Annotated in this window: 12 protein-coding genes; 7 read left to right on the top strand and 5 right to left on the bottom strand. The window is 43.6% G+C overall.

Annotation, left to right across the window (positions count from 1 at the left end; translation table 11 throughout):
• Positions 1–42 precede the first annotated feature (42 nt).
• Genes ACOSVQ_RS12495 through ACOSVQ_RS12480 form a run of 4 tightly spaced genes read right to left on the bottom strand, consistent with a single transcriptional unit; the run spans position 43 to position 4120 of the window.
• Entirely contained in the window at positions 43–957 is a 915-nt protein-coding gene (locus tag ACOSVQ_RS12495) for a L,D-transpeptidase family protein (RefSeq protein WP_491982881.1), read from the bottom strand.
• Positions 947–2374, bottom strand: coding sequence for a deoxyribodipyrimidine photo-lyase (gene phrB, locus ACOSVQ_RS12490; RefSeq protein ID WP_491982880.1), 1428 nt, complete (start codon positions 2372–2374; stop codon positions 947–949). The genes ACOSVQ_RS12495 and phrB overlap by 11 nt, the downstream gene beginning before the upstream one ends.
• Positions 2371–3177, bottom strand: coding sequence for a MerR family transcriptional regulator (locus ACOSVQ_RS12485; RefSeq protein WP_491982879.1), 807 nt, complete (start codon positions 3175–3177; stop codon positions 2371–2373). The genes phrB and ACOSVQ_RS12485 overlap by 4 nt, the downstream gene beginning before the upstream one ends.
• Complete coding sequence (locus ACOSVQ_RS12480) at positions 3167–4120, bottom strand: YbgA family protein (protein WP_491982878.1); 954 nt, start codon at positions 4118–4120, stop codon at positions 3167–3169. The genes ACOSVQ_RS12485 and ACOSVQ_RS12480 overlap by 11 nt, the downstream gene beginning before the upstream one ends.
• 329 nt (positions 4121–4449) lie before the next feature.
• Here ACOSVQ_RS12480 and deoD point away from each other — a divergent pair, with 329 nt between their 5' ends.
• The 6 genes from deoD (at position 4450) to ACOSVQ_RS12450 (ending at position 11680) form a co-directional block, all read left to right on the top strand.
• Positions 4450–5160 (top strand): purine-nucleoside phosphorylase, encoded by a 711-nt coding sequence (gene deoD / locus ACOSVQ_RS12475; protein ID WP_491982877.1) that lies wholly within the window; start codon positions 4450–4452, stop codon positions 5158–5160.
• Between the two features lie 67 nt (positions 5161–5227).
• Complete coding sequence (locus tag ACOSVQ_RS12470; RefSeq protein WP_491982876.1) at positions 5228–6697, top strand: transposase; 1470 nt, start codon at positions 5228–5230, stop codon at positions 6695–6697.
• A gap of 175 nt (positions 6698–6872) precedes the next feature.
• Positions 6873–8336, top strand: coding sequence for a hypothetical protein (locus tag ACOSVQ_RS12465; RefSeq protein ID WP_491983004.1), 1464 nt, complete (start codon positions 6873–6875; stop codon positions 8334–8336).
• Between the two features lie 3 nt (positions 8337–8339).
• Positions 8340–9917, top strand: a complete 1578-nt coding sequence (locus tag ACOSVQ_RS12460; RefSeq protein WP_491982875.1) for a diguanylate cyclase domain-containing protein — start codon at positions 8340–8342, stop codon at positions 9915–9917.
• A 252-nt stretch (positions 9918–10169) separates the two neighbouring features.
• A complete protein-coding gene (locus ACOSVQ_RS12455; RefSeq protein WP_491982874.1) occupies positions 10170–10550 on the top strand; it encodes a DUF3302 domain-containing protein in 381 nt (126 codons plus the stop codon).
• Complete coding sequence (locus tag ACOSVQ_RS12450; protein WP_491982873.1) at positions 10550–11680, top strand: HlyD family secretion protein; 1131 nt, start codon at positions 10550–10552, stop codon at positions 11678–11680. The genes ACOSVQ_RS12455 and ACOSVQ_RS12450 overlap by 1 nt, the downstream gene beginning before the upstream one ends.
• Before the next feature lie 81 nt (positions 11681–11761).
• Here ACOSVQ_RS12450 and ACOSVQ_RS12445 read toward each other — a convergent pair whose 3' ends face one another.
• Positions 11762–12667 (bottom strand): LysR family transcriptional regulator, encoded by a 906-nt coding sequence (locus ACOSVQ_RS12445; protein WP_491982872.1) that lies wholly within the window; start codon positions 12665–12667, stop codon positions 11762–11764.
• 197 nt (positions 12668–12864) lie between these two features.
• On the opposite strand from ACOSVQ_RS12445, the gene ACOSVQ_RS12440 reads away from it, so the two are divergent.
• Positions 12865–14496: a glycoside hydrolase family 13 protein gene (locus ACOSVQ_RS12440; protein ID WP_491982871.1), complete on the top strand. Its 1632-nt coding sequence runs from the start codon at positions 12865–12867 to the stop codon at positions 14494–14496.
• The last annotated feature ends 11 nt before the right edge of the window (positions 14497–14507 follow it).

Below are 14507 nucleotides of genomic sequence, written 5' to 3'. Positions count from 1 at the left end.
CGGCTTTTTGTTGTTCAATTCAAAAGTTACACAACACGATATTTAATCGAATTCTGGCGCGACCACTTCCACTGGAACACCATTTTGCGCCAGTATTACCGCTTTCGCTTTCACTTCAGATTTATCAAACTCGTCCAGCCACCATTTAAGTTCAACAGGCAGAACGAGATCTTTTTTGCTGCCATCACTGCGAGTTAATGGCTCGTGCGCCTCGACAAATACGCTTCTATCAGGTTCCAGAGCCACTTTTACCGGCTCGTCAATGATGCGAACTTTCTCGCCTCTCTCAACTTGGGTAAACAACCACTCGATATCTTTTGGCTCCATTCGAATGCAACCAGAGCTTACACGTAAACCAATACCAAAATCTTTGTTGGTTCCATGGATCAAGTAGTCTCCATTGCCAAACGCCAAACGAAGTGCGTAGTCACCTAATGGGTTTTCAGGACCTGAAGGAACGACTTCTGGCAACTCGATACCCTTTTGGCGATATTCCTTACGGATTGACTCTGGTGGCGTCCATGTCGGATTTGGGCGCTTCTGACTGATCTTGGTTTCCATTTCAGGCGTATCGCGCCCAATTCGGCCTATACCAACGGGGAAGATGTGTACTTTTCGTTCTTCTGGTTTGAAGTAGTAGAGACGCAATTCTGCAAGGTTAACCACAATACCTTCATAAGGCACCATGGGTAGGATGATTTGAGACGGAATGGTGAGCACGTAACCTTCTTGTGGAAGGAAAGGATCTACACCTTTATTGGCAGCCATCAGACCTAAAAATCCGATGTCATATCGCTTCGCGATTTGCGCCAGTGTTTCGCCTTTTTCAACAACATGGTATTGGGCATTTCCAACCATGCTGCTTCCTTCCATCGGGAAGTCATAAGTGGCTGCAAAAACTTTTGTCATAACACTAGATGCAAATATGCAACCAATTACCAGTAACTTACGCAACATGTATCTCTTTATCCCTTGCTTGCTTATACATGTCTAAGGTTACTTCTCTTTCTGCTTTATGATCAACTATTGGTGTAGGATATAACACCGAGTTTACACCCGCCCATAACCAAGGTGCGTGAATGTACTTCTCAGGCACTGAACGCAATTCAGGTATCCAGTGGCGAATGAATGTTCCTTTTGCATCAAATTTCTCACCTTGTGTAATCGGGTTAAAGATACGGAAATAAGGCTGACCATCGCACCCAGTGGACGCACACCACTGCCATCCTCCGTTGTTTGCTGCGTAATCGCCATCAATCAGTTTACTCATGAAATAGCGCTCACCCCAACGCCAGTCAATGTGCAGATCTTTGGTCAGAAAGCTTGCAACTATCATTCTTAAGCGGTTGTGCATCCAGCCAGTTTGGTTGAGCTGTTTCATTGCAGCGTCGACAATTGGGTAGCCCGTTTCGCCACGGCACCAACGATCAAACTTGTCACTGTCTTGCCACCAAATGACATAGCGCCCCCAATCGAGGAAATCTCTGCCTTTGCATAACTTAGGTTCAAAAGTCAGCAAATGTTGGTAAAACTCTCGCCATATCAGCTCACTGAGCCAAGTTTGTGCTCCTTGAGACAAGTTTCCCATATCTGACTCAGCATACAGCCTCGCCATACATTGTCTGGCAGATAAAGCACCTATCGCCAGATAAGGTGACAAACTACTGGTACCATCGATAGCAGGAAAATCTCGATTCTCCTGATAATCATCCACACGCTCTTGGCAAAATGCTCGTAGCTGCGCGCGAATCGTTTCAAAATTCGCAGCCCACAATGAACTGTCTTCCCTTGGGTAACTAAATTGCTGGTCTTTGCTCCAGATGAGTTGCTTTACTTCATCTGGTAGCGCCATATCTGGTGCACTTTGAGTAGGCTGGATTTTCGGAATACTGGCGATAGAAAGCCAAGCTTTCTTAAACGGTGTAAAGACTTTGAAGTATTGTCCCTGCTTATTCAGCAGACTGCCTGCGGGAATAATGCATTTATCGTGTAGAGATAACCAATCAATACCTTGCTCAGCCAAAGCGATGCGAGCAAGCTCATCTCGATGCTGCTCATTCACTTCATATTCCTGATTAGACAACACTTCATTGGCATCACACAGCTTTGCTATTTCGGAAATTCGCTGTGCAGAATGCGAAAAGTCGGAAACTTCAGAATAGAGCAGAGGTATGTTTAGAGCCTGAAGCTCCTTTTGAAGTTCATCAAGGCGTCGATAGATCAGATCAGCCTGACGAGGTGCCATGTGATGCTCTTGCCACTGCTCTGGTGTTGCAATGAAAGCCGCAGTAACGGCTTCTCCACTCGCAATCGCATGGTTAAGAGCCGTGTTATCAACGGCTCTTAAGTCTCTTCGCAACCAAACCAGTTTCACGAGCTCAATCCGCTTAACGTGTTAAGAACATCAGATAAGTAGCATTGATCTTTAAAATGCTCTCGTAGCTTTCCAATCGCATTCATCTGCGAATCCGCTAACGATTTGTGAGAAAACAGAGCCAATGCACTGTAGGCGTCAACTGCCTCATGCCCAACAAGGCCAGCAACATCCTCGACACCATCAAGGAAGGTCACGTTATAACCCTTTTCAGACCAAGTCACAGCCCACAGCCAAGCAAGTAAACTGCCTACAGGGTCATAACTGACACAAAGACATTTACCTTTGTGAGCTGCCTTATTTTCAGCTTCAAGAATGGATGAAAGCTTATTGATCATGAGTGATTGAAACAGGCCTTTTTGTAAAGATCGCCATGGCCCTTTCACACGCTCTAAAGCATCAATAACAGGAAAGACAAACTGAGTTTCCACAATATCCAGCGGATATTCTTTCATTACGGTAGCGATAAGGTTTTCAGATTTACCACGATTAAGCTGTGACAGAGCAGTCAGTAGCTGTTCACACTCTTCAAGTTGTAAACGCGCATCTTCCTGCAATTCAGCTGAAGCAACACCACCTTTCAGCAGTTCACTCACTTTACCAATGGAAACGCCTTTAGCTAACCAGCCCTGAATTTCTTTAATGCTATCGATATTTTCTTGATTAAACAGGCGGTGGCCTTTTTCCGTTCTTTGCGGCTGAACCAAGTTGTAACGTCGCTGCCAAGCACGCAATGTGACGGGCTTAACTCCGGTTAATTCTGCTACTTCACGAATAGCGTATAGCTTTTGTTCATAAGCCATAGCGTAACTTCAACTCCTGTGGATATGGATCCAGATAACGTTGTTGAATGAGGTACGAATCTGGATACAAGGACAAATAATGTTTGATAAGGGTTATAGGCGCCAAAAGTGGCAAAATACCCTTTCTATAATCATGAATAATTTCTGTCAGCTCTTTTTTCTGAGACTTATCAAGCGAACGCTTAAAATAACCTTGAAGGTGCATCAACACATTGGTGTGATTTTTTCTGCTCGCCCTTATTTTCAGAGCTTGCATAAGCCCCAAACGGTAAAGTTCTATAAACTCATCGGTGGTGTAGTTTGTCACATTGGCCACTAGTCTTCCCAGTTCTCGATAAGAAAGTGGATGATGCGCCATCAACGTGAGTTTGTAACGGGAATGAAAGGCCACAACTTTACCTGCGGTCGGTTCCTGACCAAGAGTCTGGTAAAAATCATGCAAGCAATAGACGCGAGTAATAAAGTTTTCTTTCAAAACAGCGTCATTGAGCCTTCCATCTTCCTCAATAGGAAGCCATGGCATTTTTTCCATTAACTTTTGAGTGTACAGGCCAATACCACTTTTCTCAGCTTCGTGGGATTTGTACACCTTAACTTTTTCCATGCCACAAGAAGGCGACTTGGCACAAACAATATAACCACACAACGGCTGTTGCATGAGCTGATCTATTTTTTGCTCTGAATATTGTAACAAGCCTGCGGTGTGATCTTTTGAAGGATCCTTTGTTTCAACCAGAGCTATACGCTCTTCATTTGAAACTAAGCGAATTGGTGGCCGTGGTACGGGTAATCCCATTCCAACTTCAGGGCAAACTGGAACAAACTCAAAGTACGGCGAAAGTTCTTTAATCACAAACTGACTGGCTTTATGGCCAGAATCAAAACGCACTTTTTGCCCAAGAACACATGCACTAATGCCCAATAAAATAGGTGACTCAGCCATATTAGTCCCCTTCTACTCGCAGAAGAATAACAAAATTATACAAAACCAAACTTTGTACAATTTATAGCACACCTATCACAAGTTATACAATTTTAAATTTCGTACAAATAAAGCCAACGTTTTCCCGAATCGATTGCTTTATCACTTTCAACATAATTCGTTATTAATATTTAACCGAGGTTATGCTCTCGCCTTTTTTGTGACCAAAATCGCAAGAAACCCTACTATTACTCACTAATATTGCCTCAACAGACAAATCCTCAGTCAACAGAAATAGTAATTTGATATGCAATACTGTTTAATTGGCTGAACATTTTTGGAGAACAATTATGGCAACCCCACACATTAACGCACAACCTGGTGATTTCGCTGAAACAGTACTAATGCCTGGTGACCCACTTCGCGCAAAATTCATCGCGGAAACTTTCCTTGAAGACGTGAAGCAAGTGTGTGACGTACGTAATATGTTCGGTTACACAGGCACTTACAAAGGCAAAAAAGTTTCTGTAATGGGTCACGGTATGGGTATTCCTTCATGCTGTATCTACGTTCACGAACTGATTGCAGAATACGGCGTGAAAAACGTTATTCGTGTAGGTAGCTGTGGTGCAGTACGTGACGACGTAAAACTTATGGACGTTGTTATCGGCATGGGTGCGTCAACAGACTCAAAAGTTAACCGCATTCGTTTTAGCAACCACGATTTCGCGGCAATCGCTGACTTCGATCTACTAGAGACAGCAGTAGCTCAAGCTCGTGCTCAAAACGTAAACGTAAAAGTAGGTAACATTTTCTCTGCTGATCTGTTCTACACTCCAGAGCCAGAAATCTTCGAAAAAATGAAGAAACTTGGCATTCTAGGCGTAGATATGGAAGCTGCGGGTATCTACGGCGTAGCTGCAGATTTAGGTGCACGTGCACTAACAATTCTAACGGTTTCTGACCACATTCTACGCGGAGAGAAACTCAGCGCTGAAGACCGTCAAAAATCTTTCCACGAAATGATGCAAGTAGCACTTGAAACTGCTATCAACATGTAATTTCAAACTTATCAAAAGGTTGCCAAGTAGCGCGCTTGGCAACCTCAATATTCCCGAGGGGGAGATCGTGTCGACCGACCAATTACCTGCGGACGCTGATGGCTTGCAGCTCAACTTTTGTAAAACATTGGCGTGTGACAACTTTGGTTTGAGTGATGCAGAACGGTATGTTTTGCAACGCGCAAATCCTAAGCGTCCAACGATGGTTTGTCGTGAATGCGGTGCCTTCCCCCCCTTACTTAATAATAAAGAAGTGTTAAACGAGCTGGTTCGTTTACGTCAACTTCACAGCGACGGCTTACCTGCATGTCGTAATCTAGAATGTGAAAACGCTGGGCTTTCTGTCCATACTCACAAACATCTCTATCATGCCTTTGGCTATAGCGGTGATCGTCAACGATATCGCTGCAAATCTTGCCACTCTACCTTCGTCGATAAATGGTCTGGATCGAACAAGAAATTGTTGTTCCAAGAAACACTATTCGGATTGCTGTTTATGGGTTATTCGGTGCGAGAAATATGCCGTAAGCTCAATATCAATCCAAAAACCTTTTATGACCACATCGAACACATTGCGAGCCGCTGCCGCAGAAAGCTAGCGATGATTGACGCACGTTGGGTAAACCACGCGAAAAGTTTTCAGTTCTCTTCGCACTACATGCCGTTGCAACCTAAAAGCAACAATGGCGTGTTGTGGATTGCCACTGGCGAGGCAAACACGGGTTATATTCTTTGTCAGCACGTTAACTATTCAGCCAAAGAAGAGCCTGTAGGCTCTGTTGATCACAACCCTTATGAATTTCCGGCTCGTTTCGTCTCTAGAGAACATTCTTCGGAAGCGAACGTACCACAGCCAGCGCCTTCTCCCATCTTGAGGGAGAGAATTGATCAGCAATATCAGACCATTCTTGCTCGCGGGAACGTCGAAGATCCGATGGGGAATCTATCCACTTTCAACTATCCATCAAAAGGGGCATTGATTCGTCCGCCATACACTTCGTATGCGCACTACCTGCATGTGCTAGATATGTGCGATATCGATAAACATGTCTCTATCTTTATGCCTCAGGACCCGATTCTGCGCTCAGCAGCTTTGAGTGTGTGCTTGTCGAGAATTAGACGTCAAAACGTTGACTTAATGTATGTGGAAGAAGATACAAGCTGGCAAGATGCTCAATCTTTTGACAAAGTTGATATTGTTCTTATGGGATGGTGGCGTGACAGATGGGCGATTGCGCATCAAGAAAATGGGTCTAAAGGTATCTGCTATCTGGCAGGTGCTAATCCAGAACCTGAAGCTTGGTTACAAAAGGCTTCAGTAAAACAAACTGCATTTTATCAACAGCGTTTTCAGTTGCTGTTTGAATCCTTCATCAACGAACCAAGACGTAAGTTGCGTCCCGGTGGCTTACAACCATTACTCGATATTTATCGAGCTTGGCACAATCTATGCTATCAAGATAAACATGGAAATACTGCTGCACAAAACCTAGGATTAACTCAGAAGCCATTGACGCTAAAAGAGCTTTTGTCCTAAGTAATTAGCAGTGGAGTGTGAGGAAGCACAAATTTATACACGAGCAAAATCATAAACATTTCCGATTTGCAGTGTAGTTAGTGCTAAATGGCATCGATACTCAGACGACGCATTATGGAGAAATGCAACAAATTGCATCTAGCTAAGTGCGTCGTATAGCCAGGAAGTAATGGATTTGGATCAAAGCCAGTACCTATTATTATCAGAACTCAAAAAGCTTAGATTTCGTATAGAATCTGAGCCAGCAGACGTATTGGCGATTGCTGAAAAAGCACTTACCCAAGCGAAACAATCCCTTTTTCACGATGGCATCATTCAAGCGCTCATCATCATGTCCCGTTGTGCTTGGTGTGAAATGGATTACCGCAAGGGATTGAAATACATTAAAGAAGCTCATCAGTATCAAAATAGCCTCGACACCGACGAATTCCTTCCAGAAATACTTCATGTTCATGCGCTCCAGTTTTGGGGACAAGCTAAATACTATACCGCGCAGCAATTTTGGATTAATGCTTTAGAACAGTCTGCTTTAGTGGACGAAAATGAAGTCCTAATTGAAAGCCTCATTGGTTTGGGCAATATCTGGCGCATAACCAAACAATATGAGCAAGCTTGTTCAACCCACCAGCTCGCCGCGAAAGTTGCCCACAATATGGACATCTCATGGTTAGAAGGCAAAGCTAGAATCCTATGGGCTTGGGATCTGTATCTGTTAGAGCAGTACGTCGATATGCTCACTGTACTCGATGGCGCTGATGAAGCACTCGTTGGTCATCCAGATAAAACTTGGCAGGCTGAAGTTTGGGATTTTCGAGGCTTGGCACTGCTAGGTTTAGAACGTATTGAAGATGCTCAGCAAGCCACTCAAAAGGCACATAAGCTAGCGGTCGCTCATAACCTATCTTGGATGAAAGCGCACTCATACATCAGCCGAGCAAGAATTGAGTTGTTGAGGAAAAATCTTGCTCAAGCGGCAAAACTTCTCATCTCGGCTGAAGAAACTGCACGTGGTTTTGATAATGGCGAACTGTTGTCACAAATTTGCTATCAACAATCTCTCGTCGCTGAAGAAAATGGTGATGACCACACGGCACTGGAAGCGTTTAAAAAGTATCGTAAATACTCACTACAAATGTTGCATGAACAGACGATGAGACTGGGCTCGGACAAAGCTCGTACATCAAAACGGCAACTTGATCAGCGAGCTCGCAAGCTTCTAAATCGAATTCGAAACCAGCACGACTATCACCCAGAAAAACATTTATCCAATGTAGTTCCAGAGAATTACTGGTGGGAACAAATGGTCTTGCATAAAGTTGACCTGATGAATTCGTCCCATTCTGTGATTTCTATTTATCATACTAATCCGTTGTTTTTGGATGCCTGTACCGAACTGGTTCACTCATTGTGTGGCTCCAAAGATCTGCTTTCACGTTTGAGCGCCAATTATTTGGGGCTACTCGTGTGCGAACGGGGCGAAGCAGCAAAACGGGTATTTGACGTCATTGAGAAGATGATTGAAATTTATCCTTGGGAGCGTAAGAGACTTCACGGGTCTCTACCACAAGCAACGCTTCACACCATAGTCAGCTTCCCTTTCACTCTTGAGCTGCTTGAACTCATGAGCTTGGAGGAATAATTGATGGAAGCACTACTTAACAGAGTTCAAGAAGCCGGATTAGACGCTACCTCAGTCAGCGGTGAAGACGCAGTTATCTTCTGGAACAAGGTTCGCAAGACGATTGCTACCACCAATGAAGAAAAAGCCATCTGTTTTATTGTAAGCGCAGAGTTCCACGCCGAAATGCGCCAACTGCAAAGCAGCATTAATGAGCTTAGATCAGCACTAAAGCTATTAGATACTGACCAAGCAGAACTCATTCTGTCAGTAAAAAACAGCCTTGCTGAACTACTAATTGAAAATGGCGACTATGTAGAAGCACTGCAAGAACACATCACCTCTTCCGGATTAGCCGTTGAATATCGCTACATCGATGATTATGTACTTGCCATATTAGGCATGGGTAACTTGTGTGACGCTTATGGTGATCACCGACGCGCGATGAGTTACTACCTTAAAATAGACAGTCTTGACCATGCAATTAGCAGCCGTGCGTTAAGACTAAGATACAAACTGTACATGCTCGCCTGTTATGTCAATCTAGGGCGCTTTGATGAAGCAGACGAATTAGTCAAAGAGTGTGAAGAGCTAAGTATTCTGGTCAGCGACAAAATTTTAGCCGGACAAACCATCTTGTATGAAGCCAAGATATATCGTCATCAAGGCAATATACAACAAGCATTACGCACTCTGTCGACTGTTCAGTTTTCACCTGGCAACATCCATTCCTACTGGCTGGCGAACATGGTTCGAGTGGAACGAGCTAAATGCTTCCTTGAACTCGGCAAGCCTGATATTTCAAATATGCTGCTGTTTGGTACTGAAAAGCGTCTGAAACGCTTTCCCTCTCCTGTCCTTGAAAAAGGCTTATACCAAACATTCAGTCGCATATTCGAGCGCCAAGGTCTTTATAAAGAAGCTTTGCGTTATGAGCGAGAAGCGTTCGAAATTGAGTCTGACCTAATTCAAAAAATACCGATTGCTGAGTTAGGAGCGACCCAATTACGCCGATTGTCGCGCTTTGAGCTGCAACTCAAACTCATTGTTTCTGAGCTTGAGAATCAAGAGCTAAAAGAAACCACTGAACACCATAAAAACGCGGTTGCGCGCCTGCAACAGGACGTGTTTACCGACCCACTGACTAAGCTACATAACCGCCGCTGGTTGGATGGCAAACTGAAAGATCTGCTACACAACGAAACTCATTTTGCTTTCTTGGTGGTGGATATTGACCACTTTAAATCTATTAACGATGAACTAAGTCATCTTGTTGGTGACAAAGCTATTGTTAACGTTTCTAGCGAGCTGGCGGATCACTTCAACTACCCTCAAGCGTCTTGTGTACGTTATGGTGGCGAAGAGTTCTTAGTCATACTCGAAAGTATGACGCTAGAACAAGCACAAGCAGCTGCAGAAGAGTTCCGCGAGCGAATCTTTAAATTCCAATGGCAGGATATTCTTGGCGAACGCGGCTTAACCGTCAGTATCGGGATTACTTTGAATATCGCTGGTGAGAACACACAAAGAACCTTCTATCGTGCTGATAAAGCTTTGTATCGAGCCAAGGCAAACGGACGCAACCAAGTGTGTTCAGAATAATCCTTTGATTTATCAGAGAATACCGTTAAATATGCGTATGCAACTGGATTAATTCGCAAGTAGAATAGACCGCGATTTAAAAGAAAAACGTACTACGCTTTAAGAAACAAAAAACTCATCCACGTTTTTTCATACCTAATCGGCTTTGTGTGACGTCATCACCGAATATCGGCACACAGTTAGCTATGATTTTACTTAGGAAGAGTTTTGTTAATCACGACTATAAGTATTCAATTTATATAGGACCATTCTATGTTTTTAGATTATTTTGCCCTAGGTATGTTGGTATTTGTGTGTTTAGTGATTTTCTACGGCATCATCGTCATTCACGACATTCCGTACGAAATTGCTAAAGAGCGCAATCATCCTCATCAAGATGCCATTCATGTGGCAGGCTGGGTCAGCCTGTTTACTTTGCACGTGTTATGGCCATTCCTATGGATTTGGGCAACATTATGGCGCGAAGACCGAGGTTGGGGATTCCACAAACTTCAGGAAGAAACGCATGATATTCATGTCCGCGTTGACGAATTAACACAACAAGTCGCCATGCTAAAAACGGAAATCGCAAAACTAAGTCAAAGCCAAGCTCCTGTGGCTAAAGAGACCAATCAAGAAGAGGAGCAAAAATAATGGATTTGTTACTTATTCTGACTTATACCGCGATTTGCATTGCCATTTTTAAAGTCTTTAAAATTCCGCTAAACAAGTGGTCGGTACCGACAGCAGTCTTAGGTGGCGTAATACTCATTGGCACACTGATTCTTTTGATGAACTATAACCACCCATTTACCGCTATTGGTGGCCAAGCTTATAGCACTACTCCAATCGTTTCTGGTGTTCGCGGAAAGGTTATTGAAGTCGATGTTGTTGCCAACCAGCCACTGAGAAAAGGGGATACTTTATTTAAGATTGACCCAACCCCTTTTGAAGCAGAAGTTGTTCGTAAAGAAGCGGCTGTGGCAGAAGCTGAACAACAAGTGCTCCAGTTAGAGTCTGTTTACAAAGAAGCGGTATCAAATACCACTAAAGCAGAAGCAGCTCGCGATAAAGCGAAACGAGAGTACGAACGTTACGAGAAAGGCTTTAAACGCGGCGCATTTACGGCGCAACAAGTGGATACAACGAATCAGGCTTACAAGGGTGCTCAAGCCGCTCTAGAAGCAGCGCAAGCTAGCCAAGAGTCCGCTCGTCTAGGTTACGAATCTGAAATTAACGGTGAGAATACAACCGTTGCTCGTGTTCAAGCTGAACTTGTCCAAGCACAATTTAACCTTGAGCAAACCGTTGTCACAGCGCCAACAGATGGCTTTGTAACACAGTTAGCACTTCGTCCGGGCATGATGGCGGTTCCACTCCCATTAGCACCTGTAATGACGTTCGTTCACACAGAAGACGTTTATTTCTACGGTGCTTTCCGTCAAAACTCGATGCAACGACTAAAATCAGGTTTTGAAGCGGAATTTGTATTCCGTTCGATTCCGGGCAAGGTGTTTAAAGGTGAGGTGGTGGACGTCATCCCTGCTATTGCTGAAGGTCAAATTCAGGCAAGAGGCTCATTACTAGGCACGCAAGCTATCAACACGCAAGGCCGAGTAATGGTGAAACTGAAACTTACCGACGATATGAGCGAATACCATCTACCTTTGGGTTCAAGCGCTGAAGTCGCGGTATATTCAGATACCTTTGAACATGTCTCTATCATGCGTAAAGTACTGATCCGCATGAAGAGCTGGCAAAACTACCTATACCTCGATCATTAATTGCCTATCGTTGGGCTAAGATCGACACAAAAAAGGAGCAACTTCATTGCTCCTTTTCTATTTGAATACTTAGATAGGTTATCACCCGACTCGCTGCCGAATCCTTTCAATCATAGATAAAACCTTTTCATCATCACAACCTAACTTGTGGTATATCCCAACATTTCCAAGCTTATTGTGATCAACAAAAAGCGTGGCGAAACCTTTCTGTGACATCCAGTCTGAAAGTTCACTGCTGTAAGGCATGATGGCATCACTACTTCGTAAGATATCCAAACTGGCGGACAACGAGTCCACATTGTAAATTGTGTACCCTTCATCTCTTTGAGATGAGGTGCCTAATTGAACCTTAATATGGTCAGAAAGTACGGAACTGTGCCTTGTATGATCAGCAGTAACACGAATAACGGGATAATGGGTGTCTACATCCTTTAGGCTACTCATTTTACGTACTAACAAAGGGTGATTTTCTCGCACATAGATGGCTTCACGGTCTTGTAATAAAGGAACAAACTGGACACGACATCTTTCATGTAAATGGTGAATCTCATGTCCAATAAACAAGTCAATTTCACCCTGTACTAAATGATGCATAAGTGACAAATTGTTTCCAAACTCAAGCTCGATAGATGATTTAGGTGACTGCTGCAAATGTTGGTTTACAGCATCTCGAACAAAAAGCTCCCACCACGTATCTCCAGTGCCCAGTTTCAACTTACCGGCTTCGCGTTGATGCATATCATGCAGCCGATGTAACAGCTGGTTGTGCTGATCTTGCTGTTGCTGCACGTGTTCTTTGAGTAACTTGCCATATTCTGTCAGCTCCATGCCCTTAGAACGGCGATGAAACAAAGAAACACCAATATCACTTTCTAATTTCTGCATCGCTGAGGTCAGAGAAGGTTGGCTAATGTGCAGTTTTTCAGCGGCTTGTTTGATGCTTCCCACATGTGCCACCATAAGGAAATAACGGTAGTTTTTATGCATAGTCACCAACGAAATATATGAATATCACACTTTTAGTAATGGATTTCCCACCTAAGACCGCCATTAAAGCCGCAAACGCCGAAAAACTCAACATGATATAGCTAATACCTATATCACTAGCAAATTAATCGATTACTCTTTTCCACATGTTCACACTATATTGCACAGAGTCTCTTTTGATTTTGGAACAATGAAATATGAAAAAACAGTGGTGGCACAATGCCGTTGTCTATCAAATTTACCCTCGTAGCTTTTGCGACTCTAACCACGACGGTATTGGTGATTTACCCGGTATCATTAGTAAGCTTGATTACCTGCAGAAACTCGGCGTAAACGTCCTCTGGCTATCTCCAGTCTATCAATCACCAATGGATGATAATGGATATGACATTTCAGATTATCAAGCTATCGCAGAGGAATTTGGAACGATGGCGGATATGAAATGTTTGCTGCAAAAAGCCAATGAACGAGATATCAAAGTAGTGATGGATTTGGTGGTCAATCACACCTCTGATGAACATCCTTGGTTTATCTCGGCGAAATCCTCGAAAAGTAGCCCATATCGTGACTTTTACATTTGGCGAGATGCGAATGCCGATGGTTCTCCACCAAATGATCTCGGCTCTATTTTTGGTGGGGGAGCTTGGGAATGGGATGCAACTACTGAACAATATTACTTCCACCTGTTTTCTAAACGTCAGCCTGATCTCAATTGGGAAAACCCAAAGGTGCAGCAAGCAGTTCATGACATGATGAACTGGTGGATAGAGCAAGGTATTGGTGGTTTCCGCCTTGATGTGGTTGATCTTATCGGTAAGGAGATAGACAAAAAAATTACGGGCAATGGCCCTCGCTTGCACTCACTACTCCAAGCAATGAACAAAGCAACATTTGGCGATAAAGATCTTCTCACTGTAGGCGAAACTTGGGGAGCAACACCTGAAATTGCGAAACTGTATAGCGCTCCTGACCGCTACGAGTTATCGATGGTGTTTCAGTTTGAACATATTACGCTGACCTGGAAAGATGGTGACAAATGGCAACCAAAGCCGCTCAATCTGCCTGATTTCAAACGGGTATTGACGAAATGGCAAGTCGAACTTGAAAGCCAAGGCTGGAACTCGCTGTTTTGGAATAACCATGACTTACCTCGCGCAGTTTCAAAATATGGCGACGATGGAGAATATCGTGTTGAATCAGCCAAAATGCTGGCAACGACACTGCATTTTCTAAAAGGCACGCCTTACATCTATCAAGGTGAAGAGCTAGGCATGACCAATGTTGATTTCAACTCGCTCGACGAATATCAAGATATTGAGACACTCAATTTCTATAAAGTTAGAACCGAGTCCGGTGTTTCCCATGAAGATATGATGGCGGCACTGCATGAAAATAGTAGAGATAATGCACGTACACCAATGCAGTGGAATCGCCAAGATTACGCAGGATTCAGTACCGTGAAACCGTGGCTTAAGGTCAATCCAAACTACGTAGACATTAACGTAGAGCAAGCTCTCTCAGACGAGCACTCTATTTTTTATCACTATCAGAAACTGATTCAACTACGTAAAAATATGCCCGCTATTGTGTACGGTAACTTCACGTCAGTATGTGAATCCCACGAGTCTGTTTTTGCTTATCTTCGAGAACACGAAGGTGACAGAATTCTTGTTGTGAACAACTTTAGCAAAAAGCCACAACGTCTGTCTTTGGCAGAAGTGTCAGGGTTAGAACGTTTTGAATACTTGATTGGAAACTACCCAACAAGAGATGATCTCACGGGTGAAATGACTCTACTTCCATTCGAGTCATTTGCCGTCAAGTTATAGCGTTTGATAGC

This window comes from Vibrio sp. HM8-C, from assembly GCF_058630515.1.
Note: the sequence above shows the minus strand (reverse complement) of the source record. Positions and strands in the feature narration are given on the sequence as shown.